Origin of the sequence: Streptomyces sp. NPDC006691 (genome assembly GCF_042869955.1) — a bacterium.
Taxonomy (GTDB): Bacteria; Actinomycetota; Actinomycetes; order Streptomycetales; family Streptomycetaceae; genus Streptomyces.
This window is the reverse complement of the sequence record NZ_JBIAGW010000026.1, coordinates 55,239-77,897: the sequence shown is the minus strand read 5'-3', so window position 1 is coordinate 77,897 and position 22,659 is coordinate 55,239. Positions and strand designations below refer to the sequence as shown.

Here is a 22,659-nt window from a genome sequence, read left to right as displayed (position 1 = left end):
TGGATGTCTGTCACCGGTCGACGCCTCCCATCACGGGGTCGATGGACGCGACGGCGACGATGACGTCGGCGACCTGGCCGCCTTCGCACATGGCCGCCATGGCCTGGAGATTGGTGAACGACGGGTCGCGGAAGTGGACCCGGTAGGGGCGGGTGCCGCCGTCGGAGACGACGTGCACGCCGAGTTCGCCCTTGGGCGACTCGACGGCCGTGTAGGCCTGCCCGGCGGGGACCCGGAAGCCCTCGGTCACCAGCTTGAAGTGGTGGATGAGGGACTCCATGGAGGTGCCCATGATCTTCTTGATGTGGTCGAGGGAGTTGCCGAGCCCGTCCGGGCCGAGCGCGAGCTGCGCGGGCCAGGCGATCTTCTTGTCCTCGACCATGACCGGACCCGGCTCAAGCCGGTCCAGGCACTGCTCGACGATCCTGAGCGACTGGCGCATCTCCTCCAGGCGGACCAGGAAGCGGCCGTAGGAGTCGCAGGTGTCGGCGGTCGGGATGTCGAAGTCGTAGTTCTCGTAGCCGCAGTACGGGTCGGTCTTGCGCAGGTCGTGCGGCAGCCCGGCCGAGCGCAGGATCGGGCCGGTGGCTCCGAGCGCCATGCAGCCGGTCAGGTCGAGGTAGCCGACGTCCTGCATACGGGCCTTGAAGATGGGGTTGCCGGTGGCGAGCTTGTCGTACTCCGGCAGGTTCTTCTTCATGGTCTTCACGAACTCGCGGAGCTGGTCGACCGCGCCCGCGGGCAGGTCCTGGGCGAGTCCGCCGGGGCGGATGAACGCGTGGTTCATGCGCAGGCCGGTGATCAACTCGTAGAGGTCGAGAATGAGTTCACGATCCCGGAAGCCGTAGATCATGATCGTGGTGGCGCCGAGCTCCATGCCGCCGGTGGCGATGCACACCAGGTGCGAGGAGAGCCGGTTGAGCTCCATCAGCAGGACGCGGATGACCGAGGCCCGGTCCGGGATCTGCTCGGTGATGCCGAGGAGCTTCTCGACGCCGAGGCAGTACGCCGTCTCGTTGAAGAACGGCGTCAGGTAGTCCATGCGCGTGACGAAGGTGGTGCCCTGCGTCCAGGTGCGGAATTCGAGGTTCTTCTCGATGCCGGTGTGCAGATAACCGATTCCGCAGCGGGCCTCGGTGACGGTCTCGCCCTCGATCTCCAGGATCAGCCGGAGCACACCGTGCGTGGAGGGGTGCTGGGGGCCCATGTTGACGACGATGCGCTCGTCGTCGGCCTTGGCCGCGGACTGGACGACGTCGTCCCAGTCGCCGCCGGTGACTGTATATACAGTCCCCTCGGTCGTTTCCCGAGCGGACGCGTGAGAAGTGCTCATCAGCTGTACGACCTCCGCTGGTCCGGAGCCGGGATCTGGGCGCCCTTGTACTCGACCGCGATGCCGCCGAGGGGGTAGTCCTTGCGCTGCGGGAAGCCCTGCCAGTCGTCCGGCATCATGATCCGGGTGAGGGCGGGGTGGCCGTCGAAGACGATGCCGAAGAAGTCGTACGCCTCGCGCTCGTGCCAGTCGTTGGTCGGGTAGACCTCGACGAGCGAGGGGATGTGCGGATCGCTGTCCGGGGCGCTCACTTCGAGCCGGATGAGCCGGCCGTGGGTCAGGGACCGCAGGTGGTAGACGGCGTGCAGCTCACGCCCCTTGTCGCCGAGGAAGTGGACGCCGCTCACGCCCGTACAGAGCTCGAAGCGCAGGGCGGGGTCGTCGCGCAGGGTGCGGGCGACGCGCAGCAGGTGCTCGCGCGCGATGTGGAAGGTGAGTTCGCCGCGGTCGACGACCGTCTTCTCGATGGCGTTCTCGGGGAGCAGGTCCTGCTCCTCCAGGGCGCCTTCGAGTTCGTCGGCCACCTCGTCGAACCATCCGCCGTACGGCCGCGAGGTGGCGCCGGGCAGCATGACCGTCCGCACCAGGCCGCCGTAGCCGCTGGTGTCACCGCCGTTGCCGGCACCGAACATGCCCTTGCGTACGCCGATGACCTCGCCGGTGTCCTCGCGCGGGGCGGGGACTCCGCTCTGTTCGGGGGTGTCCGGAGTATCGGGAGAGCTCACCGCAGCAGCCCCTTCATCTCAATGGTGGGGAGCGCCTTGAGGGCCGCCTCCTCCGCCTCGCGGGCCGCCTCCTCCTGGTTGACCCCGAGCTTGGAGCCCTGGATCTTCTGGTGGAGCTTGAGAATGGCGTCGAGCAGCATCTCGGGCCGGGGTGGGCAACCGGGCAGATAGATGTCTACCGGGACAATGTGGTCAACACCCTGAACAATTGCGTAGTTATTGAACATTCCGCCCGACGAGGCGCAAACCCCCATGGAAATGACCCACTTGGGGTTGGGCATCTGGTCATAGACCTGCCGCAGCACCGGCGCCATCTTCTGGCTGACCCGGCCGGCCACGATCATCAGGTCGGCCTGGCGCGGGGAGCCGCGGAAGACCTCCATGCCGAACCGGGCCAGGTCGTAGCGGCCCGCACCCGTCGTCATCATCTCGATGGCACAGCAGGCGAGGCCGAAGGTGGCGGGGAAGACGGACGCCTTGCGCACCCAGCCCGCGGCCTGCTCAACAGTGGTCAGTACGAAGCCGCTAGGCAGTTTCTCTTCGAGTCCCATAGGTGCCCCTCAGCCCCTCAGTCCCATTCCAGGCCGCCGCGCCGCCACACATACGCGTAGGCGACGAAGACGGTGAGCACGAAGAGCAGCATCTCCACGAGCCCGAAAAGCCCCAGGGCGTCGAAGGTGACCGCCCAGGGGTAGAGGAAGACGATCTCGATGTCGAAGACGATGAAGAGCATCGCCGTCAGGTAGTACTTGATGGGGAAGCGGCCGCCGCCGGCCGGCGTGGGAGTGGGTTCGATGCCGCACTCGTACGCCTCAAGTTTCGCCCGGTTGTACCTTTTTGGGCCGATTAGCGTGGCCATGACCACGGAAAAGATCGCAAACCCTGCCCCGAGGGCGCCGAGCACGAGGATGGGCGCGTAGGCATTCACGCTCCTCGCTCCTTCCAGTCGTCCTTGACCGTTGGACCGCACACGGGTCTCGCGAAACGCCTCGCCGTCTCCCATTTCCGCGCGAAGATCGCGTACATGTGAGGCAGTTCACAAGCCCGACTGCCCCGCATCCTATGCCCGCCGGTCTGTGATCTGCGACACGGGGTGCGCCAACGTCTTTGTGATCTCCACCACCTGACGAAGGATCATGAAGTCGGATGAGCGGTGATCTTCACACGCGAAGCGCCTGAGTGATCACGAGACGTGACATCTTCCGGTGTTACCGCTGGTCGGCGGCCATCTGGCGTTATCAAGACATGTGCGCTACAGGCAAATTGGCGAGGAAAGCGCATCCAGTGATAAGCGGCCCGCGGTCACTCGCGGGAGGGACTCCGGGGGCTCCGGGTGGACGCGTGCACGCGTTCACGAGAGCCGCACCGGCCTTACCTCCGAGCCGATCTCTCCACACTGTGACCTGCGTCACCCGTCAACGGTCGTGAAATCAACGGGGCTTGGCCATCGACGTGAGGGGATGGTAAGCGCCGGGCAATTCGGACGTTTCACAGAAAACCCATGATCACAGCCCTGATGAGGAGTGCCAGGTTTGTCCGTTACGGCGTCAATAAGTGCTGGCAAGAAGCGGATTCAGCCCTTCCGGCATCAACTGTGGCGCAGCACACGTTTCTTGAAGGGAACCCCGAACCCCTGATAGCGGTTGTCCCATGTCCCACACCGCTCACATACCCAGCCACCGGAAGCCCCGCCGCAGCGCCTCGAAGGTCTCGCTCCGGGCCGGAGTTGCCGGTGGCGTACTCAGCACCATCGCGCTGGCAGGTGCGGCCGCCCCGGCCATCGCCGCTCAGCCGGTCAACGAGACCATCGAGATGCCCACGCTGACGGGCGACCTCGCGACCACCGCCGCCGCGACCGCGCAGGCCACCAAGGCAGTTGCCGCCGACCTCCAGCTCCAGGCCGCACAGGACGCCGCCGCGTCCAGCGCCGCCAAGGACGCCAAGAAGGCCAAGGACGACGCCGAGAAGAAGGTCGCCGAGGCCAAGGCGAAGGCCGACGCGGAAGCGAAGGCCAAGGCCGCCGCCGCCGAGCGCGCCTCCCGCTCCGCCGAGCGCACCACGCTCAAGGCGTCGTCGTCCTCCTCCGGCGGCACGTCCACCGGCACGACCTCGTTCAAGGCGTCCAACGCCACGGGCTCCGCCGCCGCCATCGTCAACTTCGCGCTCGCCCAGGTCGGCAAGGCCTATGTCTCGGGCGCCACCGGCTCCAGCGCGTACGACTGCTCGGGTCTCGTGCAGGCCGCCTACCGCCAGGCCGGCATCGACCTGCCGCGCGTCTCGCAGGACCAGTCGACGGCCGGCACCGATGTGTCGCTGTCCAACCTCCAGCCGGGCGACATCCTTTACTGGGGCGGCAAGGGCTCCGCGTACCACGTGGCGATCTACGTGGGCGGCGGCAACTTCGTCGGCGCGCAGAACCCCTCCACCGGTGTCGTCGAGCGCAGCCTGGACTACGACTCGCCCTCGGGCGCCGTCCGCGTTCTCTGAGGCGCACAGCGGCCTTCTGAGCCGTACCCGCACCGCCTGCAAGGGCCGTTGCTCCCCCGCTCGGGAGGAACGGCCCTTCGGCATGCCCGGAATGTGTTGAACTCTGCCCGTTCCCGGGCAGAGTTCACCTATCAGGGGGTGGGCGCATGGACGAGCAGGTGCGGGACGCGCAGCCGCAGCCGTACGAGGTCTACGCCGACGGGCTCGGCATGTTCGCCGCCATCGGGACCGTGTTCATCGCGCTCGGCCTGTGGATGCTCACCGGCATCCGGCCGTGGCACGGCCCGGTCGACTGGGCCAAACTCGCCTTCGGCTGGGGCTTCGCGCTGTTCGTCATCGGCGCCGGCGCGTTCCTCGTCCTGGCCTGTGTGTACGGGACGGTGCGCCCGGTCATCCGCGCGGACGCGGCCGGCATACACCTGGCCACCCGTTTCGACGCGCCCTGGTCGCAGGTGCGCGAGATCGAGGTCGGCACCGTGGCGATCTGGGAGCTCGGGGACCAGGGCACCGAGGGCGGCTACGAACACCACCGCGCGGTGTGGGTGACGCTGCACAGCGGCAAGCGGCACGAATACATCGCCCGCCGCCAGGACGGGGGCCTCTCCCCGGACGAACTGCGCACCGGTCTGTCCCGGTTCGCCGGAGAGATCCCGGTGCGGTGGACGGACGAGGTGGAGCGCCGCTGCTAGCTCCGCTGTTGGCGGTGCTGCCGGCGGCGGTGGACGGACGAGGTGGAGCGCCGCTGCTAGCTCCGCTGTTGGCGGTGCTGCCGGCGGCGCTCCGGGACAGGCCTGCGCGTCGGGCCGTCGGGCCGGGCCCCGGGTCGGGCCTTCGGGTCAGGCCTTCGGGGCCACCTTCGACAGGCCGTTGATGATGCGGTCCATCGCGTCGCCGCCCGTGGGGTCGGTCAGGTTGGCCAGCATCTTCAGCGTGAACTTCATCAGCAGGGGGTGCGTGAGCCCGCGCTGGGTGGCGATCTTCATGACCTTCGGGTTGCCGATCAGCTTCACGAAGGCGCGGCCAAGGGTGTAGTAACCGCCGTAGGTGTCCTTGAGGATCTTCGGGTAGGCGTGCAGGGCGAGTTCGCGCTGCGACGGGGTCGCGCGGGCGTGCGCCTGGACGATGACGTCCGCGGCGATCTGCCCCGATTCCATCGCATACGCGATGCCTTCGCCGTTGAACGGGTTCACCAGACCGCCCGCGTCACCGACCAGCAACAGGCCCTTGGTGTAGTGCGGCTGACGGTTGAAGGCCATCGGCAGGGCGGCGCCGCGGATCGGGCCCGTCATGTTCTCGGGGGTGTAGCCCCAGTCCTCGGGCATGGACGCGCACCACGCCTTGAGGATCTCGCGCCAGTCCAGCTCCTTGAAGGCGGACGACGAGTTGAGGATGCCGAGGCCGACGTTGGACGTGCCGTCGCCCATGCCGAAGATCCAGCCGTAGCCCGGGAGCAGCCGCTCCTGCGGGCCGCGCCGGTCCCACAGTTCGAGCCAGGACTCCAGGTAGTCGTCGTCGTGCCGCGGCGAGGTGAAGTACGTCCGCACGGCCACGCCCATCGGGCGGTCCTCGCGCCGGTGCAGGCCCATGGCGAGCGAGAGCCGGGTCGAGTTGCCGTCGGCCGCCACCACGAGCGGGGCGTGGAAGGTGACCGGGGTCTTCTCCTCGCCGAGCTTGGCGTTGACGCCGGTGATGCGGCCGGTGCGCTCGTCGATGACCGGGGCGCCGACGTTGCAGCGCTCGTACAGCCGGGCGCCGGCCTTCTGGGCCTGCCGGGCGAGCTGCTCGTCGAAGTCGTCGCGCTTGCGCACGAGTCCGTAGTCCGGGTACGAGGCGAGGTCCGGCCAGTCGAGCTGGAGGCGGACGCCGCCGCCGATGATCCGCAGGCCCTTGTTGCGCAGCCAGCCGGCCTCTTCGGAGATGTCGATCCCCATCGAGACCAGCTGCTTGGTGGCGCGCGGGGTCAGACCGTCACCGCACACCTTCTCGCGCGGGAAGGCGGTCTTCTCCAGGAGCAGCACGTCGAGCCCGGCCTTGGCCAGGTAGTACGCGGTCGTCGAACCGGCCGGACCGGCCCCTACGACGATCACGTCCGCGGTGTGTTCGGAGAGCGGCTCGGTCACAGCGGGATCTCCCGAAGACTCGAATTTGCGTGCCGAGAAGCACAGGACACATGCAGTCTATGGGTGGCTGTTGATCGACATCGCGAAGGGTTGCCCACGCCATGAGCTCTGTGCCCCCCGGGTCCTCGGTACCGGAGAAGTCCCTGCCCGCAGTACGGCTGCGCGTGCCCACGGAGGAGGACGCGTACGCCTGGCACCGGGTGTTCGACAATCCGGAGGTGATGGAGTTCCACGGGGGCCGCGCCGCGGAGGTCTCCGTCTACGAGGAACTGACCGCGCGCCAGCGCAAGCACGACGCCGAACACGGCTTCTGCCTCTGGACGATGCTCGACGAGGACGACGAGGTCATCGGCTTCACCGGCGCCCAGCCCTGGCCCCTGGACGACTGGGGCCCGGTCGGTGAGATCGAGATCGGCTGGCGCCTGGCCCGCTCCCACTGGGGCCGCGGCTATGCGACGGCGGCGGCGCGCGCGACCCTGAACCGCGTCCGCGCCGCCGGCGTCCCGCAGGTCGTGGCGATGGTCCACCCGGGGAACGCCCGTTCGGTGGCGGTGACGGAGCGCCTGGGGATGACGCTGTCCAGAACGTACCCGTCCCCAAGGCTGGGGGTGGACGCGCTGTGCTTCCGCCTGGGGCTGGGTGACTGAGGCTCCGGGCGCGGAGCGGGGGCGTGGGGGCAGCGCCCCCGCCCACCCGGCTAGGCCGTCTTGAAGCCCCGGTGCAGGGCGACGACCCCGCCCGTCAGGTTGCGCCAGGCCACCTTGGACCAGCCGGCCTGGCGCAGCTTCTCCGCCAGAGGGGCCTGGGCGGGCCAGGCGCGGATGGACTCCGCGAGGTACACGTACGCCTCCGGGTTGGAGGACACGGCCGTCGCGACCGGCGGCAGCGCCCGCATCAGGTACTCGGTGTACACCGTCCGGAACGGCTTCCACGTCGGCTGCGAGAACTCGCAGATCACGACCCGCCCACCGGGCTTGGTGACCCGGTACATCTCGCGCAGCGCGGCGTCCGTGTCCTGTACGTTGCGCAGCCCGAACGAGATCGTCACCGCGTCGAACGTGCCGTCGCGGAACGGCAGCTTCGTCGCGTCGCCCGCCGTGAACGGCATGTGGGGCTGGCGTTCCTTGCCGACCTTCAGCATCCCGATCGAGAAGTCGCACGGCACCGTGTACGCCCCGGCCGCGGCGAAGGGCCGCGAGGACGTGGCCGTGCCGGCCGCGAGGTCGAGCACCTTCTGCGCGGGCCGCGCGTCGACCGCCTTCGCGACCTCCTTGCGCCAGAGCCGGGCCTGGCCGAGGGAGAGCACGTCGTTGGTGAGGTCGTAGTGTGCCGCGACGTCGTCGAACATCGAGGCGACTTCGTGCGGCTGCTTGTCCAGGGATGCGCGGGTCACGCCGCCCATTCAAGCAGTACCCCGGCCCCCGCCCGGCGCCCGGGCCTCACCGGCACAGCCGGGCCGCGTACATTCTGCTTGCCGTGCCGCGGGGGCCCGGAACCACGAGGGCGGGAGCACATGACATGCGGAGTTTCCTGAGGGTGCCGGTCGCCGGGGCCTGCGCCCTGGCCGCGCTGGTGTGCGCGGGGTGCTCCTCGGCGCCGGGCGCGGCGGACGCAGCGGACGAGCCCGCCGCGACGGCTCCGGCGGCCGCCTCGGGCGCGCTGACGGACACGTACTCCCCCTACGTGAGCGCCACCACCGCCGCCCCGACCGACACCGTAGGCAACCCCGCCGTCTACAACCTGGCCTTCGCCGTCGCGCACGGCAGCACCTGCCGGGCGGTGTGGGACGACGACACCGCGATCGTGGACAGCGACGTCAAGGACCGGGCGGCCGCGCTGAAGAGGTCGGGCGCCGCGGTGCGGGTGTCGTTCGGCGGCCAGGCCGGCAAGGAACTCGCGCTCACCTGCCGCACCCCGGCCCAGCTGGCCGCCGCCTACGGCTCGGCCCTCGACGCGGCCGGTGCCACCGAGGCGGACTTCGACATCGAGGGCGCGGCCCTCACCGACCGGGCCGCGCTCACCCGGCGCGCCGAGGCGGTGGCCCTGCTCCAGAAGCAGCGCGCCGGGCTGAAGGTGACCTTCACGCTCGCGGCGATGCCGACGGGGCTCACGCCCCAGGGGGCGGCGCTGCTCGAATCGGCCGAGGAACACGGCGTACGGATCTCGACCGTCAACGTCATGACGATGAACTACGGCACGTCGTTCGGCGGCGACATGGGCGACTACGCGGTACGGGCGGCCACCGCCGCGCACGGTCAGCTCAAGGAGGTCCTGGGGCTCTCGGACCGCGCGGCCTGGCAGGGCCTCGGGGTGACCTCGATGATCGGCGTCAACGACGTGAAGGGCGAGACGTTCACGCTCGCGGACGCGGCGAAGGTACGGAAGTTCGCCCGGGACAAGGGTGTGGGGCGGCTCTCGATGTGGGTGACGTACCGCGACCAGAAGTGCGGCGGCGGGGTCAACTCGGCTGTAGCGCAGGCCAGTTGCAGCGGCATCGACCAGGAGCCGGGCGCCTTCGCGAAGGCGCTGTCCCGGCCCTGAGGACACCGCTTTCGGCCCTGGGCCACGACGCACGGGCGGGGTTCGGGGCCACCTACAGGGGCACGGGGCACCGCGCGAAAGGCCCCCGCGGCCTGCGGACGAAAACGGGTCAGGGGCGCGGGGAACCGCGCGAGAGGAGAGCAGCGGTCCCGGCACGCGGACACGGCCCCCGGGCGGAGCTAGGCGCGGCGGTGCACCATCCGGCCACCGATGACGGTGGCGATACAGGCATCGGCCCCCCGCACGGCGAGCGCGGCCTCGTCCGGTACCGCGAAGACCGCGAACCGGGCCGGGGCCCCCACCGCGAGCGGGGCCCGGAAGGCGTCGGCGGGCTCGGTGCCGGCGAGCGGATCCAGGGTGGCCGGACCCTCGGCGTCGGGCATCGGGACGACCTCAAGTCCCGCGCGGTGCACGGCGGTTCGCACCGCAGGGGTGGTGAGCCGCGCCGCCACCGCCACCACGCCGTGCGCAAGGAGCTTCTGGGTGCAGCGGCGTGCGCTGTTGCCCCGGCGGGACTCGTTCGGCGCGAGCTCGGCGAGGGCTGCCCCGGTGATCGGTGCGCCGCCGAGCTCGTCGAGCTCGAAGGGGTCGTCCGGGAAGTAGGTGCGCTCAAGGAGCGCAGTGCCGTGCCGGTTGAGCAGGCCGGGCGTGAGCACGCCGGACCAGCGGCGGACCCGGGCGGCGGGGTGGCCGGCCGCCACGTCCTCGTACGGTCCGAGGGCCGCGATCCGGTCGCCGTCGACTAGGACCGCACCGCCCGGGACCGGCGCGCGGTCCCCGGGCAGCAGCAGCTCGGCGGCGTGGATCGTCAGCAACGCGGCCTCAGTTGGAGGCGAGGAGCTTGAGCTCCGGGTGGGCGGTGCCGCCCTCGATCGCGGTGGAGGAGATGTGCGACTGGACGCGGGTGTCGACCGGGTCGTTCGCCGGGTCCTCGTGCACGACGAGGTGCTCGTAGGTGGTGGCGCGCTGCGCGGGCACCCGGTCCGCCTTGCGGATCATGTCGATCATCTCGATGAGGTTGGAGCGGTGCTTGGCACCGGCCGACGAGACGACGTTCTCCTCCAGCATCACCGAGCCGAGGTCGTCGGCGCCGTAGTGCAGCGACAGCTGGCCGACCTCCTTGCCGGTGGTGAGCCAGGAGCCCTGGATGTGGGCGACGTTGTCGAAGAAGAGCCGCGCGATGGCGATCATGCGCAGGTACTCGAACAGGGTCGCCTGCGTGCGGCCCTTGAGGTGGTTGTTCTCGGGCTGGTAGGTGTACGGGATGAAGGCGCGGAAGCCGCCCGTACGGTCCTGCACGTCTCGGATCATGCGCAGGTGCTCGATGCGCTCGGCGTTGGTCTCGCCGGTGCCCATGAGCATGGTGGAGGTCGACTCGACGCCCAGGCCGTGCGCGGTCTCCATGATCTCCAGCCAGCGCTCGCCGGACTCCTTGAGCGGCGCGATCGCCTTGCGCGGCCGCTCGGGCAGCAGCTCGGCACCGGCCCCGGCGAACGAGTCGAGCCCGGCCGCGTGGATGCGCGAGATGGCCTCCTCGACGGAGACCTTGGAGATGCGGGCCATGTGCTCGACCTCGGAGGCGCCGAGGGAGTGGATGACCAGCTGCGGATAGGCCTTCTTGATCGCCGAGAAGTGCTCTTCGTAGTACTCGACGCCGAAGTCCGGGTGGTGGCCGCCCTGGAACATGATCTGGGTGCCGCCGAGCTCGATCGTCTCCGCGCAGCGGCGCAGGATGTCGTCGAGGTCACGGGTCCAGCCCTTGGCGGTGTCCTTGGGGGCGGCGTAGAACGCGCAGAACTTGCACGCCGTCACGCAGACGTTCGTGTAGTTGATGTTCCGCTCGATGATGTACGTCGCGATGTGCTCGGTACCGGCGTACCGGCGGCGGCGCACCGCGTCGGCGGCGGCGCCGAGCGCGTGCAGCGGCGCGGACCGGTACAGGTCGAGCGCTTCCTCCGGGGTGATCCGCCCACCCTCGGCGGCACGGTCGAGAACGGACTGGAGATCGGCCTTCTCAGTCACCGGGGGATCCCTTTCCAAGGGGTTGCGGGCGGACCGATCCAGCGTACGCCAGCGGCCCTGCCCCGCTGCTCGGGGGCCGTGCCGCCCCGGCCTCAGCCAACGGCCCCGCCGAGCAGCAGCCCCCCGAAGGCCCCGGCGACCAGGAACGGGCCGAGCGGGAACGCGGTCTTGCGGCTCGCCCGGCGGAACACGACGAGCCCCGTCGCGTACACGGCGCCGAGCAGCAGGCCGAGCAGCGCCCCGGCCAGGAGGACGGGCCAGCCGTACCAGCCGAGGGCGACGCCGAGCCCGAGCGCGAGCTTCACGTCGCCGAAGCCCAGGCCGGCCGGATTGATCAGGAAGAGAACCAGGTAGCCACCGCCGAGCGCGAGCCCGCCGAGCAGTGCGGTGGGCCAGGATCCCGCGTGCCCGGGCAGCAGCGCGGCAAGCCCGAGCAGCACGGCGGCCGCCCCTGCCAACGGGAGGGTGAGCGGGTCGGGCAGTCGGCGGACGGCCAGGTCGACGAGGCAGAGCAGCACCGCGAAGGGGGCGAGCAGCAGCCAGACCGCGAGCTCCGGGCGGGCCCCGGTGGCGGCGGCCAGCGCGGCACAGACGATCGCGGTGACCAGGGCGATGCCGCCGGCTCGTCCGTGGACCCCGCCCCCGTCACAGTCCCGGCACCGGCCCGGTCCCACCCACCCGCCGATCGGATGCCCGGCCGGACAGGCATCCCGCCAGGGCTCGCCTGGTTCGACGCAGAGCCGGTAGCGCGGACGGGCCAGCAGGAACCCCGCGCCCGCGCCCCACGCGGCGGCCGCGAGGGTCAGCGTCGTGTGCACCGAAGCCGTGTTCACCGGACCAGAATGCCCGTCAGCCCGCCGGCGCGGCGGCGGGGCCCGCCTCACCGCGCCAGGACGGCAGGAGTTCGTCGAGCAGGGCGACGGTGCGCGGAGGCAGGCCGCGCGGTCCGCTACGGGTGCCGAGCTCGCCGATCAGCGCGAGCAGGCCCTCCCGGTCACCGGTGTCATGGGTGGCCCGCAGCAGTTCGTTCCACAGCCGCTCGTCCGAGGGCGAGCTGGCCATCGCCGTGCGGAGCGCCTCGATGGCCTTCTGCGGACGCTCCCGCTCCCGGTGGTGGGCGCAGAGCGCGAGGGCCACGTCCGCGACGAGCAGCGGGAGTTGGGTGTCGATGATCTCGTGCCCGAGCCAGCCGTAGCGTCCCTCGGGGCGGTCGGCGAGAAGCGGGCCGCGCACCAGGCCGAGGGCGTCGGTGAGCAGCCGCTCGCGCACCGGGGCGCGGCGGGTGCCGGAGCCCTCGGTCGCCTCGTAGTGCAGCGAGCGCAGCACATCGAGGTCGGACACGACCGACCGGGCGAGGGTGAGGCGTCCGGCGGCGTCCGTACGCAGCCGGGGCGAGCCGTCCTCGTCGGTGCCGAGCCACTCCCTGAGCCGGGCCAGCAGCGCCTCGCGCACCTCGTCGGTGACCCCGCGCGGCCACATCGCGGACGCCAGAACCAGCGGGTGGACGCCTTCGCGGTGCAGGAGCAGCAGGGCGAGCGCCTCGTGGAGGAGCGCGCTGCGGTCGTCGTCGGGTGCCGGGAGTCCGATGATCTCGTACGTTCCGACCAGCCGGGCGTAGACCGCGGGGCGGCCCTGTTCGGTGATGTCCACCAGGAAGGCGTGCGGGGCGGGCGCCGGGTCGTCGCCGTCCGGGCCCGGCATCGCGTCGGCCGAGGCGAAGAGCCGTACGACCGCGTCGTGCACCGCGGCGGGCAGCAGTTGGGCGGTGAGCTCCAGGCCGAGCAGCGGGGCGGTGAGGCGGCCCGCCTCGGTGACCTCCAAGTCCCATGAGGCGCGCAGGTGTTGGGCGCCATCACCGGTCCCGATCAGGCAGCCGATACCCAACTTGGCGGCGCCTGAGCTCAGTTCGGCGAGTGCCGCCGCCTCGGCGTCGGTCGGGGTGCCGGCGATCATCACGAGGTGCGGGGCCCAGCGGGTGTGCTCCGCGGGCCCGGCGCGCCCGGTGAGGACGGAGTCATGGCCTGCCGCGCCCAGGGCGGCCCGCCGCCGCTGGATCTCCGCGCCGAGGTCTTCCAGGAGCACTTGGACGGAGTCGAGGTGGCGCAGCCGGGTCGGCGCGAGGGCACCCAGTTCCCGGCCGAAGCCCACAACGGTGATGGTCATCCGGTCGGACCAGCCGTTGGTGGCGAGTTCGGCGGCGACCGAGGAGAGCACGGCGGCACGGGCCCCGTCGGGGCCGCTGAGCGAGACCAGGCCGGGCGCGGCTTCGAGGTTCAGCAGGAGCCGCGCGCCGTCCAGTGTGCCGAGGCTGACAAGACCCGGGTAGGGGGCCGCCACCTCGGCGAGGTCGGGCCGCGCGCCCACGGGCGCGGCCGCGCGCTCCAGGCGCCACAGATTCGCCTCCGAGCCCTGCTGCCAGGGGGTGGGCGGCGGGCCGGCCGGCTGGGCCAGCTGAAGGTGCAGATCGGTGTCCGTGAACCAGGCGGCGTAGACGACGGGCAGCGGCCGGTTCGCCTCACCGAGCGCGGCGGACAGGCCCCGCAGCGCCTGGTCGAGGAACCGTACGGCCTGCGGGTCGGCACCGATCAGGAGGGCGTCGTGGACGTCTGCGTCGGCGCCGGTGGGCACCGGCGGTTCCATGCCACGACGCCCCGCGACCGCCGTCATCGCGGACTGCCACAGCGCCATCCGGCGGCGCCGGCCGAGCGCGCCGAGGATGCCCGCGGCGAGCAGCGGTGCCCCGATGAGCGCCTCGGACAGCCCGAACCCGCTCTCGGAGGAGGCCGGTGTGGCGGTCGCCGGGTTCTGCTGCTCCCGCTGCTGCGCGGGCGCGGCCGGGGTCCGCTGCTCCGGTGCGGAGCCGGTGTCCGCCGCCCCCGGCCGGGCCCCGGCGCCCTGCTGAGCCGGCTGGGCGTGATCGCCGGACTTGGCGTACTCGGCGATCTGCTGCTGCACCTTGGGCGAGGCCTCGGGCGCCTGCTGTGCGATCTCGACCAGGTCCCCGCCGTGGGCGTCGGCCGGCATCTCCATGATCCAGCCGGGCCGGATCAGGCTCGCCTCGGACAGCTTGGAGCCGTCCGGCTGCACCCGGTCCTTGTTGAGCTGATAGATCTCGTGGTAGCGCCGCCCATCCCCCAGGTGCCGTTCGGCGACCTCCCACAGCGAGTCGTGGTGCCGGCCCTCGGGCGGCTGGATCCGGTAGAACTTGGTGGCTCCCGACCCCGCTTCCGAGCCGCCCTGCGCCTCCAGCGCGTGGTGCGCCTGTGCCGCCGCCTGCCGCTGCATCGCCTCTGCCACCGTGGCCGCCTGCTGCTGGCCCGGCAGTTGCTGGGCCGTCGCGACGGTCGGCCGGTGGGTGTTCTCGACGGCCGGGCCGTGCTGCCCGAGCCCCGGCGCGAAACTGGCGGCGGTGGCGGTGATGAGCAGCACGGCCGCGATCAGCTGGCGCGCGAGCAGCTGGCTCGGCCCGGCGCCGGGCACCCGCGAGGGCAGCCCGACGCCCGACACGGCGGCCTTGACCTCCACGAGTACACAGGCGGTGAACTGTGCCCAGGCCAGCCAGACGACCAGCGTGAGGATCCTCACGAACACGTTCACGGAGATCTGCTGCTGCACCATCTCCAGCGACGGCATCCGGTGCGGCAGCGGCCAGCCCGCGAACGAGGCGAGCGCCGCGGGCACCCCCACCACGAGCCCGAGCAGCGCGACGAACGCGAGGAACGCCTTGGCGAAATCGCCGGGCGTACGACGCCGCGGCAACGGCTGCGGCGTCCGGTTTGCCGGACCCGTCGCGCGGGTGGGTGTGCGAGCCATGGGGGTTTTCCTGGGGTGAGGTAAGCGACCCGTCGGGCCGCGCCGGGAGCCGGGGGCGGGGGCCTTGACCCCCAACTCCCCTGCTTCGGCTATCGGTTGATGGACTGGATTTCCTGGACGGCGACGTTCTGGGGCGGGGTGGTGTAGATGCTGTCGGGCAGCGGTCCGCTCTCGCCGTTCGTAGCGGACCAGCTGACCTTCCACGTGATGCTCGCCTTGAACGCATACGAACCAGCACGCTCGTAAGTGACCCCGCACGCCGGAGTCTGCCCGGCCTTGCCGGTCGCGTACGGCTCGCCGATGCTGCCGTCCGCGTTGATGGGACAGTCACCGGACGCCGGGAAGACCGTGGCGTCGGGGGAACCGGGAACGATGTGGAGCGCGACGGGCTTGGCGACGGCCGTTGAGGAGATTCCGCCCAGCGATGCGGTCACCTTCTTCTCGGTGAACTTGCTGCCCGACGCCCAGATCCAGGTAGGCAGGTTCACCGTGGAGGTGCCGCTCGGCGCCATCGACACCGACGTCGAGGGCAGCTCGATGGAGTCCGAGGCGTATTCCCCGAGGACCTTGGCGTTGACGGCCAACGGAACGTCGGGCGTCTTCCCGTTCTCGACCCAGAACGGGAAGCGGTCGCATTTCGCGGCCGCGGGGTCGTCCTTGCGGTTGGGGTTCACCACCGCGGCCCAGAACATCCCCTTGCCCTCTTGATCGAGGTTGTAGTCCTTGTAGCCACCCTTGGCGGGGTCACCGTCCTTGTACTGCGAGTCGAAGGCATCCCCGATGAAATCGCCGATCCCGAAGAACTTGATGGTGCGCCATTTCCCGATCATGGCCTCCATCTCCTTCGGCGAGTAGGTGGGCTCGTACCAACAGGCAGGCGGCGTCCAACTACTGTCGCTCGACGTCAGTTCCCCCGTGGGCTTCGACCCCCCTTTCTTGGTGTCGCCAGATGTCTGCGCCTTGGAGACACCGACGGTCACGTTGCCGCCCGAGTTCTGGGCGGTGGCGGTGTTCAGGCTGGGCTTCGACGAGTTGTCCCTCCTCGCCCAGGCCGGAGCGGCCTGAAGGGACACGAAGGTAGCGGCGAGCAGTGCCGCTGCGACAACTTTGCTTCCCCGCATCACGGCTGGCACTTCTGGTCTCCTCGCACCGAACTCACCATGGTGGTCTGCCACACGCCCTGGGTGTTCTTGCGCAGCCGGGTCACGTACGAGACGTACGAGTCCTTGTCGGGCGGAGTGACATTGACTTTGCCTGTCTTACGGTCCTTAGTGAAGCCCTTGGTCTCGTCACCGCAGTAGGTGAGCCCTGCGGACCCGTCCTTGTCGACAGTGACCTGGCGATTGAAGTAGCGGACGGTGCCGGTGACGGTTGTCCCGTCCTTGACGAAGCCGCCGATCCACTCCGCGTTGCCGATCTGGGCCTGGTCCGCCGAATAGAACGCCAGGTTCTTGGACCTCAGGTCCTGCTTGTCGATCGCTTCATCAATGGCCCGCAAATACCCCGCGTTGTCAGCGAGGATCGTGTCCTTCACCGCATCGCCGGTCTTCTCGGGGTCGAAGGTCAACACATCACCCGCCGGCAGCGTCACCTTCGGCCGGTTCGCCTGGTCGGGAGTCGCCGAGGCCGACGCGGACGGCTTCGCCGAACCGGTGGTGTCCGCCCCCGGGACCGTCTTCGCCCCAGCCCCCTGGGAACCCCCGCCACACCCGGTCAGCAGAAGCGCGCCCGCGGCCGCCAGGGCAGCCGCGGCCGTCGTGGCCTTGTGGTTACGCATCGGGGGTCCTACCTCCATGAGAGAAAACAAAAGTCACCTCAGCCCACCTCGTTCTTCGCCACGGACCGGCCGTGTACCACGACCTCCCCGCCGTAGAAGAACCCGGTGAACACCGGCTTGTACGTCAACTGGATCTCGACCTCGACCTGTTGGGCGTCGCCCGCCACGCAGTGGGACGCCGCGATGTCCGGGCCGGAGAGGCCGGACGCCCGGGCGAAGGCCTTCACACGGGTGCCGCAGTTCTCGTAGCGGATGGGCGCCCCCGCGCCGGAGCCGTCGTACAGGGCTTCCTTGTCGATGTCCTGCGCCGCGTAGCGCGCGGCCTGTTCGGCGATGTCCGCCGCGCGTTCACGCTTGGAGATGGACAGGCCGCCGTCGATGACGAACGCCGCGAGGCCGAGGAAGAGCAACGCGAAGACGATGACCGCCGCCGCGCCGGAACCCCGGTCGTCGAGGCGGGTGCGTCGTGCCCGGAGCCAGGCGTATGCGGGGCGGGGCACGGCCCAGTGCCGCGGCGCGCTCATGCGGTCTTCCTCTTGAACGGGTCGAGCGGCGAGGTCGAGGTGCCGGTCAGCGTCGTGGGAACGTCCAGGCCGAGCATCGCGAGGCCCCGGATGCGGCAGCTGACCTCCACCGTGAAGAACTCCGCGTCGGCCCAGCCGGCGCTGGTCTGGCGTACGGTCACCGGCCCCGAGCAGACGTCCGCCAGGTCGGCTTGCGCGGCGGCCTTCGCCTCGGACAGGGCGGTACCCAGGTCTTTCTGGATCGAGCCGGCCCGGGCCGCGTCCCGCGCAGCACCGTCCACCGCGCCACGTCCGTCGACGAGTTGTCCGAACGCCACCAGGACCAGGATGAACAGGATCATCACGGGCGCCAGGATGACCACCTCGATGGTGGACAGACCCCGGTCGGAGGCGGCCGCGGCCCGGCGCCGCAGGGCACGGGCGAGCCCGGACGCCACGGTGCGTATCGAATCCGGAGTGCGTACCGAAGCCGGGGTACGTATCCGCCGCGTGCCGCCCATCAGTTCACCCCCTCGCGTACGAATCGTTCGACCGGACCCTGCGAGCGCGCGTGCACGGTGAGGTGCAGACCGGGGAAGACCGTCGGCACCTTGGCCTTGATCTCCACGCCCACCGTGTGCTGCTCGGGCTGGACCGCCTGGACGTCGGGGGCGAGGACGAGCTTCGGGCCGAGCTGCGCGATGTAGCTGGACGCCTGGTCGCGGGCCTCGCCGCGCCAGGTGCCTGGCTGCTCGTCGGCCATGGCCCGCGCCTTGCGTGCGCCCGCCTGGGCGGCGGCCTGCGCCACGTGGTCGGCGAAGAAGTACAGGCCGAACTGCACGGTCGCGAAGATCATGAAGAAGAGCACCGGGGTGAGCAGCACGAACTCGATCGCGGTCATGCCGGAGTCGCCGCGGGCGGAGGCGGCCTCCACCCGACGGCGTACCAGCGCCCGGAGTCTGTCGCGCAAGGGAACGGCGCTCAGCAGGTCTTGTCGGCGCTCGCGCCCTCGATGCACTTGCCCACCTTGTCGGCACCGCCCTTGAGGGCCTGGTTGATGACCGCGGCGACCACACCGACGATCGCCACGACGACCGCGGAGATGATGACCCACTCGACCGCGGACGCGCCGCGATCGAGCTCCCCGGAGCGGGCGCGCTGGACGCGGCCCTTCAGGAAGGTGACCAGGAAGTCGACGGCCGGGTGGCTGACCTTGGGGAACTGCGGGCGGTTCATGGTGTGTTCGTTTCCTCTCGACAGAAGTGGGGGCGCGCGCTCAGACCTGGAAGACGCGCATCGCGGCGGGGAAGATCAGGAAGACCAGGAAGCCCGCGCAGAGCAGGAGCTGGGCGACGAGCATCGACTGGGACTTCTCACCCGCCGCGCCCTCGATCTCGGCCATCTCACGGTGTCGCATCGTTTCGGCTCGGGACGCGAGGGACTCCCGTACCTTCGCTCCGTCGTCCGCCACCAGGGCGAGCGAGGAGGACAGGTCCTTCAGTTCCTCGACACCGAGTTCCTCGCCGAGCCGGCCGAGCGCCAGCCACTGGCTGGTGCCGGTGATCCGGGCGTCCGCGAGGGTGTTGCGCAGTCGGCGCAGCGCCCAGCCGTCGCTGACCTCGGCCGCCGCCATCAGCGCCTCGGGCAGTCCTCGGCCGCCGGCCAGGTTCATGGCCACCAGGTCGAGGTAGGCCCCGATGACCCGACGCAGGTCGCGGCGCTTGTCCGCGGCGTCCCGGCGGATTTCGAGGTCGGGCAGGAAGAAGAAGACCGCCCCGCAGAGCAGCGCCAGCCAGACCGGGACGATCGGGCTGCGAGCGAAGCCGAGCGTCGCGACGATCAGGAAGAGCAGCGGGCCGAAGACGAGCCCCGCGACGCCGAGCAGCACCTTGGTCGCCAGGAATCGTTCCCAGCCCCGCTCCAGGACAGCGAGGTCGGCGCGGATCGAGCGCTGCTCCCAGCCCTGCTTGAGGTACAGCTCGGCGACCCGCGCGCCGATCCCGGAGCGCAGCCCCGAGAACCGGCCGGAGCCCGCCCCGTCGGGCTGCGGGGTGTAGACGCTGCCGGCCGAGCGCATCGCGTCGATCCGCGCGACCTGCGACACCGCCGAACGCTTGGTCCGGGTCAGCGCCCTGATCAGGACGTAGATGCCGAGGCCGAGGACCGCGCCGATCAGCACCGGTCCGGTAATGGTGTCGGTCACCGAACTCCCTCCCCAGCGGTAGCAGGACGCTGTCCGCCCGCCTCCCGGTTCCCGGGCGCTCCCCCGGCCGCGTCCGGGCGTACGAAACGGGTGTCCGGCTCGTGCCGGACCAGGAAGCGGTCCGGGGTCTCGATCACGGAGAGCTTGCGCAGCCACCAGAAGCCGAGCGCGAACAGACCGCACACGCCCGCCAGTACGAGCTGGCCGACCGTGGAGTTGTACGGCTTCACGAAGTCGCGATTGAAGACGGCGAGGCCGAGCACGAACGCGATCGAGACGCCGACCACGATCTGCACGCTGCGCCGGGTCGAGGAGCGCTGGGCCATCACACGGTGGCGCATGTCGATCTCCTCGCGGGCCGACTTGGCGAGCGCCCCGAGCACCTGGCGCAGCCCCGGGCCGCGCAGCCGGGCGTTGAGGATCAGCGCCGCGACGATGATGTCGGCGGAGGCGTCGTCGATCTCGTCGGCGAGCACCTGAAGCGCCTCGGGCAGCGGCGTCCGCGCCCGCAACCGGTCGACCAGGGCGTCGAGATGGGGCCGCAGCGCGGGAGCCGCGGCGCGCGCCGAGGCGGGGATGGCCTGTTCGAGACCGACCGCACCCGCGATGGTGTCACGCAGCGACTCCGTCCACGCGGCAAGCGCCTCGACCCGCTTCATCGCGGCCTTCTCCTGTGCGGCGCCGCCGAAGAGCTTGTCCCAGAAGAAGACGAGCAGGCCGGTGGCGATACCGGCCACCGTCCACCGGGTGAGCAGCAGCACGAGCAGGCCGACGCCGACCGCGATCGAGCCCCGCTTGCCCACGAACTGGAGCAAGTCACCGGCACGTTGGCTCCGGCTGCCGCGGTCGGCCGGTTTCGGCTCGACACCGCGGATCGCTACGACGAGCAGGGCGAGCCCACCGCCGACCGCCAGACCCGCCGCGAGCGCGTACAGGGTCTCGGCCTCGAAGAGACCTCCCATGGAGGGAATGCTGTTCATGCGGCCCCGCTCACCCCCAGGCCCCGGAGGGCCGGTAGCCGTGCACGGCGAGTTCCTCTATGCAACTGACGGGGGCGTGCGGAACGACCCGCCCGTCCGGCGTCTCGGCGAAGACCTCGCTGGACAGGACGCGCCCGTCGCAGCCGTTCACCTCGCGCACCGAAGTGACCATGCGCTGCAACCGGCCGCCGCTCTCGTAGTTGTTGCGCCGCTCCACGAAGACGACGAAGTTGACGGCTCCCGCGATCAGCATCTGGCTGGCCTCGATGGGCAGCCGCTCGGTCGCCTGGAGGGCGTACGTCGAGATGCGGTTGAAAACCTCGGCCGAGCTGTTGGCGTGGATCGTGGAAAGCGAGCCGTCGTTGCCCTGCGACATCGCGTTGAGCATGGTGACGATCTCGTCGCCGAGCACCTCGCCGACGATGACCCGCGAGGGGTTCATACGCAGCGACCGGCGCACCAGGTCCGCCATCGGGATCATGCCGAGACCCTCGGAGTTGGGCAGCCGCTCCTCGAACGCCACGACATTGGGGTGGAGTTCGGGAAACTGGTCGAGGCCGAGCTCCAGGGCCCGCTCGACCGTGATCAGGCGCTCCTGGATCGGGATCTCGTTGGCGAGCGCCCGCAGCAGCGTGGTCTTTCCGGCGTTGGTCGCACCCGCGATCATGATGTTCTTGCGGGCCCGGACCGCGCAGGCCAGAAAGTGCGCCAACTCCGGTGTGACGGTGCCGTTTCCGACCAGGTCCGCCATGAAGACCTTGCCCATGCGGGCCCGGCGGATGGACAGCGCGGGCCGCCGCGCGACCTCCATGACGGCGGACAGACGCGAGCCGTCGGGCAGCCGCAGGTCGAGCTGCGGATTGGCGGAGTCGAAGGGACGCGAGGAGAGGCCGGAGTAGGCGCCGAGCACCTGGATGAGCTCGATGAGTTCCTCGTCCGTCTCGGCGACGGGATCGGCCCGCACCTCGCGGCCGTCCGCGTACCCGACGAAGACCTGGTCGCAGCCGTTGATGTCGATGTTCTCGACCTCGGGGTCGTCGAGGAGCGGCTGGAGCCGGCCGACCCCGAAGAGCGCCGCGTGCACGGCGGCCGCGTACTGCTCCTCGGTCTCCGCGTCGAGCGGAGTACGCCCGGAGTTGATCTCCGTACGGGCGTACTCCTCCAGTATCTGGGCGATGACGGCGCGCGCGTACTGGCGCTCGTCCTCGCTCGACATCGCCGCCACACCGCGCGCCTGGTCGAGGCGCCGCTGCTCGGCGATCCCGTCACCGGCCTCCTGGCGGAACCGCTTGACCAGAGCGTGGTCCACCGCGCTCATCGGCCGACCCCGGCTCCGGCCCATGCGGCGCCGAACTGCTGGTACAGGTCCCCCGACACCTTGCGGGCGCTGCGGATGAGCAGCGACTTGTCGAGTCGGCCGCGGCCGCGCCCGGAGAGCAGGGCCGCGCCCGAGGGATCGTGCGCGAGGGTGCCTACTACACGGGCCCCGGTCTGCGCGGCCACCAGCATGTCGTTGACCTGGTGGGCGAGCTTGACGGAGGCACCGGCCTCGGCGACCAGGATCACGCCGATGAAGGGGGTGGCGAGCGCGTTGCCGCGCGGGGCGCCGTGGAGCTGTGCGGTGAGCGTCGCGGCTCGGTCCCGTACCCGCGCCAGGTGCTCCGGTTCGGTGCGTGAGACGAGCAGCGCGAGGGCCGCGTGCGGCAGCAGGTCGAGGGCGGGTGAACCGCCGCTGATCCGGCCGATGTCGGCGATGACGTCGGCGGGGGCGTGCGGGGACTCGCCGAGCGAGGCGAAGGCCCGGCCGAGCGTCGGCCAGCTGCCGGCGAGGCCGGCGGCCTGTTCGGCGGCGCCGAGCCCCACGAGCAGATCGAGGCCGCCCGCCATCGGCTGGGCGTGGTCCCAGAGCTGGTCGGCTGCGAGGCCGCGGCGGGCGGCCGCGGCCAGCGAGAGGAGCCCCGTGTTCGGGTTGAGGGGGCCGCCGTTGGTGGCCGTGCAGCGGTACACCAGGTCCCCGCCGGCCGGGTCCGTCTCGGCGAGCAGCGCGCGGCGCGGCCATACGGCGGCCAGGGCCAGGGCCGCGGTGGTGACACCGGGGGACCCCTTGTCGGAGGCGAGTGCGATGAGCGCCATGTCTTCTTGGGTCTTCTGTCTC

Annotated in this window: 24 protein-coding genes; 4 read left to right on the top strand and 20 right to left on the bottom strand. The window is 70.8% G+C overall.

Going from position 1 to position 22,659, the window contains the following annotated elements; all coding sequences use genetic code 11:
• Positions 1-10: 10 nt before the first annotated feature.
• The 4 genes from ACFYNP_RS34830 to ACFYNP_RS34815 are packed head-to-tail and all read right to left on the bottom strand — an operon-like array spanning position 11 to position 2,986.
• Positions 11-1,333 (bottom strand): NADH-quinone oxidoreductase subunit D, encoded by a 1,323-nt coding sequence (locus ACFYNP_RS34830; protein ID WP_388405410.1) that lies wholly within the window; start codon positions 1,331-1,333, stop codon positions 11-13.
• Positions 1,333-2,058 (bottom strand): NADH-quinone oxidoreductase subunit C, encoded by a 726-nt coding sequence (locus tag ACFYNP_RS34825; RefSeq protein WP_388405407.1) that lies wholly within the window; start codon positions 2,056-2,058, stop codon positions 1,333-1,335. Before ACFYNP_RS34825 ends, ACFYNP_RS34830 begins: the two co-directional genes overlap by 1 nt.
• A complete protein-coding gene (locus tag ACFYNP_RS34820) occupies positions 2,055-2,609 on the bottom strand; it encodes an NADH-quinone oxidoreductase subunit B family protein (protein ID WP_100578785.1) in 555 nt (184 codons plus the stop codon). Before ACFYNP_RS34820 ends, ACFYNP_RS34825 begins: the two co-directional genes overlap by 4 nt.
• 17 nt (positions 2,610-2,626) lie before the next feature.
• A complete protein-coding gene (locus ACFYNP_RS34815; RefSeq protein ID WP_030494815.1) occupies positions 2,627-2,986 on the bottom strand; it encodes an NADH-quinone oxidoreductase subunit A in 360 nt (119 codons plus the stop codon).
• A 722-nt stretch (positions 2,987-3,708) separates the two neighbouring features.
• Between ACFYNP_RS34815 and ACFYNP_RS34810 the strand changes: the two genes are divergently transcribed.
• Positions 3,709-4,545: a C40 family peptidase gene (locus tag ACFYNP_RS34810; protein WP_388405402.1), complete on the top strand. Its 837-nt coding sequence runs from the start codon at positions 3,709-3,711 to the stop codon at positions 4,543-4,545.
• A gap of 146 nt (positions 4,546-4,691) precedes the next feature.
• Positions 4,692-5,234 carry a hypothetical protein gene (locus tag ACFYNP_RS34805; RefSeq protein WP_388791191.1) on the top strand — a complete coding sequence of 181 codons (543 nt, stop codon included), beginning with the start codon at positions 4,692-4,694 and terminating at the stop codon, positions 5,232-5,234.
• A 147-nt stretch (positions 5,235-5,381) separates the two neighbouring features.
• Here ACFYNP_RS34805 and ACFYNP_RS34800 read toward each other — a convergent pair whose 3' ends face one another.
• On the bottom strand, positions 5,382-6,665 hold the full coding sequence (locus ACFYNP_RS34800; RefSeq protein ID WP_388405396.1) for a geranylgeranyl reductase family protein: 1,284 nt from the start codon (positions 6,663-6,665) through the stop codon (positions 5,382-5,384).
• A gap of 101 nt (positions 6,666-6,766) precedes the next feature.
• On the opposite strand from ACFYNP_RS34800, the gene ACFYNP_RS34795 reads away from it, so the two are divergent.
• Positions 6,767-7,312 (top strand): GNAT family N-acetyltransferase, encoded by a 546-nt coding sequence (locus tag ACFYNP_RS34795; protein ID WP_388405393.1) that lies wholly within the window; start codon positions 6,767-6,769, stop codon positions 7,310-7,312.
• A gap of 50 nt (positions 7,313-7,362) precedes the next feature.
• Here the strand turns inward: ACFYNP_RS34795 and ACFYNP_RS34790 are convergent, their stop codons facing one another.
• Positions 7,363-8,058: a demethylmenaquinone methyltransferase gene (locus tag ACFYNP_RS34790; RefSeq protein WP_388791189.1), complete on the bottom strand. Its 696-nt coding sequence runs from the start codon at positions 8,056-8,058 to the stop codon at positions 7,363-7,365.
• Between the two features lie 125 nt (positions 8,059-8,183).
• Here ACFYNP_RS34790 and ACFYNP_RS34785 point away from each other — a divergent pair, with 125 nt between their 5' ends.
• Positions 8,184-9,206, top strand: coding sequence for a chitinase (locus ACFYNP_RS34785; protein ID WP_388791187.1), 1,023 nt, complete (start codon positions 8,184-8,186; stop codon positions 9,204-9,206).
• 179 nt (positions 9,207-9,385) lie between these two features.
• Here ACFYNP_RS34785 and ACFYNP_RS34780 read toward each other — a convergent pair whose 3' ends face one another.
• The 14 genes from ACFYNP_RS34780 to ACFYNP_RS34715 all read right to left on the bottom strand — a co-directional run bounded on the left by ACFYNP_RS34780 (position 9,386) and on the right by ACFYNP_RS34715 (position 22,637).
• Positions 9,386-10,021 (bottom strand): hypothetical protein, encoded by a 636-nt coding sequence (locus tag ACFYNP_RS34780; RefSeq protein ID WP_388791185.1) that lies wholly within the window; start codon positions 10,019-10,021, stop codon positions 9,386-9,388.
• A 7-nt stretch (positions 10,022-10,028) separates the two neighbouring features.
• Positions 10,029-11,228: a cyclic dehypoxanthinyl futalosine synthase gene (gene mqnC / locus ACFYNP_RS34775; RefSeq protein ID WP_100578778.1), complete on the bottom strand. Its 1,200-nt coding sequence runs from the start codon at positions 11,226-11,228 to the stop codon at positions 10,029-10,031.
• 92 nt (positions 11,229-11,320) lie between these two features.
• The gene (locus tag ACFYNP_RS34770) at positions 11,321-12,061 is read right to left on the bottom strand and encodes a prepilin peptidase (RefSeq protein WP_388405381.1); all 741 of its coding nucleotides are present in this window, start codon (positions 12,059-12,061) and stop codon (positions 11,321-11,323) included.
• A 16-nt stretch (positions 12,062-12,077) separates the two neighbouring features.
• On the bottom strand, positions 12,078-15,041 hold the full coding sequence (locus ACFYNP_RS34765) for a BTAD domain-containing putative transcriptional regulator (protein WP_388791183.1): 2,964 nt from the start codon (positions 15,039-15,041) through the stop codon (positions 12,078-12,080).
• A gap of 89 nt (positions 15,042-15,130) precedes the next feature.
• Complete coding sequence (locus ACFYNP_RS34760) at positions 15,131-15,871, bottom strand: hypothetical protein (RefSeq protein WP_388791181.1); 741 nt, start codon at positions 15,869-15,871, stop codon at positions 15,131-15,133.
• A 290-nt stretch (positions 15,872-16,161) separates the two neighbouring features.
• On the bottom strand, positions 16,162-16,818 hold the full coding sequence (locus ACFYNP_RS34755) for a hypothetical protein (RefSeq protein ID WP_388405373.1): 657 nt from the start codon (positions 16,816-16,818) through the stop codon (positions 16,162-16,164).
• Between the two features lie 38 nt (positions 16,819-16,856).
• Complete coding sequence (locus tag ACFYNP_RS34750) at positions 16,857-17,342, bottom strand: TadE/TadG family type IV pilus assembly protein (RefSeq protein ID WP_388405370.1); 486 nt, start codon at positions 17,340-17,342, stop codon at positions 16,857-16,859.
• Complete coding sequence (locus tag ACFYNP_RS34745) at positions 17,339-17,779, bottom strand: TadE/TadG family type IV pilus assembly protein (RefSeq protein WP_388405367.1); 441 nt, start codon at positions 17,777-17,779, stop codon at positions 17,339-17,341. Before ACFYNP_RS34745 ends, ACFYNP_RS34750 begins: the two co-directional genes overlap by 4 nt.
• Positions 17,780-17,841: 62 nt before the next feature.
• Entirely contained in the window at positions 17,842-18,222 is a 381-nt protein-coding gene (locus tag ACFYNP_RS34740) for a TadE family protein (protein WP_388406927.1), read from the bottom strand.
• A gap of 80 nt (positions 18,223-18,302) precedes the next feature.
• Entirely contained in the window at positions 18,303-18,557 is a 255-nt protein-coding gene (locus ACFYNP_RS34735; protein WP_345253914.1) for a hypothetical protein, read from the bottom strand.
• A gap of 40 nt (positions 18,558-18,597) precedes the next feature.
• Positions 18,598-19,524: a type II secretion system F family protein gene (locus tag ACFYNP_RS34730; RefSeq protein ID WP_388405364.1), complete on the bottom strand. Its 927-nt coding sequence runs from the start codon at positions 19,522-19,524 to the stop codon at positions 18,598-18,600.
• On the bottom strand, positions 19,521-20,504 hold the full coding sequence (locus tag ACFYNP_RS34725; protein WP_388791179.1) for a type II secretion system F family protein: 984 nt from the start codon (positions 20,502-20,504) through the stop codon (positions 19,521-19,523). Before ACFYNP_RS34725 ends, ACFYNP_RS34730 begins: the two co-directional genes overlap by 4 nt.
• 10 nt (positions 20,505-20,514) lie before the next feature.
• Positions 20,515-21,822, bottom strand: a complete 1,308-nt coding sequence (locus ACFYNP_RS34720; RefSeq protein WP_388405360.1) for a CpaF family protein — start codon at positions 21,820-21,822, stop codon at positions 20,515-20,517.
• Positions 21,819-22,637 (bottom strand): hypothetical protein, encoded by an 819-nt coding sequence (locus tag ACFYNP_RS34715; protein WP_388405357.1) that lies wholly within the window; start codon positions 22,635-22,637, stop codon positions 21,819-21,821. Before ACFYNP_RS34715 ends, ACFYNP_RS34720 begins: the two co-directional genes overlap by 4 nt.
• Between the last annotated feature and the right edge of the window lie 22 nt (positions 22,638-22,659).

Coding starts and splice junctions, on each gene's coding strand:
- ACFYNP_RS34830 (WP_388405410.1), bottom strand. CDS start 1,333: ATGAGCACTTCTCACGCGTCCGCTCGGGAAACGACCGAGGGGACTGTA.
- ACFYNP_RS34820 (WP_100578785.1), bottom strand. CDS start 2,609: ATGGGACTCGAAGAGAAACTGCCTAGCGGCTTCGTACTGACCACTGTT.
- ACFYNP_RS34810 (WP_388405402.1), top strand. CDS start 3,709: ATGTCCCACACCGCTCACATACCCAGCCACCGGAAGCCCCGCCGCAGC.
- ACFYNP_RS34805 (WP_388791191.1), top strand. CDS start 4,692: ATGGACGAGCAGGTGCGGGACGCGCAGCCGCAGCCGTACGAGGTCTAC.
- ACFYNP_RS34795 (WP_388405393.1), top strand. CDS start 6,767: ATGAGCTCTGTGCCCCCCGGGTCCTCGGTACCGGAGAAGTCCCTGCCC.
- ACFYNP_RS34785 (WP_388791187.1), top strand. CDS start 8,184: ATGCGGAGTTTCCTGAGGGTGCCGGTCGCCGGGGCCTGCGCCCTGGCC.
- ACFYNP_RS34765 (WP_388791183.1), bottom strand. CDS start 15,041: ATGGCTCGCACACCCACCCGCGCGACGGGTCCGGCAAACCGGACGCCG.
- ACFYNP_RS34760 (WP_388791181.1), bottom strand. CDS start 15,871: ATGATCGGGAAATGGCGCACCATCAAGTTCTTCGGGATCGGCGATTTC.
- ACFYNP_RS34755 (WP_388405373.1), bottom strand. CDS start 16,818: ATGCGTAACCACAAGGCCACGACGGCCGCGGCTGCCCTGGCGGCCGCG.
- ACFYNP_RS34750 (WP_388405370.1), bottom strand. CDS start 17,342: ATGAGCGCGCCGCGGCACTGGGCCGTGCCCCGCCCCGCATACGCCTGG.
- ACFYNP_RS34740 (WP_388406927.1), bottom strand. CDS start 18,222: ATGACCGCGATCGAGTTCGTGCTGCTCACCCCGGTGCTCTTCTTCATG.
- ACFYNP_RS34735 (WP_345253914.1), bottom strand. CDS start 18,557: ATGAACCGCCCGCAGTTCCCCAAGGTCAGCCACCCGGCCGTCGACTTC.
- ACFYNP_RS34725 (WP_388791179.1), bottom strand. CDS start 20,504: ATGAACAGCATTCCCTCCATGGGAGGTCTCTTCGAGGCCGAGACCCTG.
- ACFYNP_RS34720 (WP_388405360.1), bottom strand. CDS start 21,822: ATGAGCGCGGTGGACCACGCTCTGGTCAAGCGGTTCCGCCAGGAGGCC.
- ACFYNP_RS34715 (WP_388405357.1), bottom strand. CDS start 22,637: ATGGCGCTCATCGCACTCGCCTCCGACAAGGGGTCCCCCGGTGTCACC.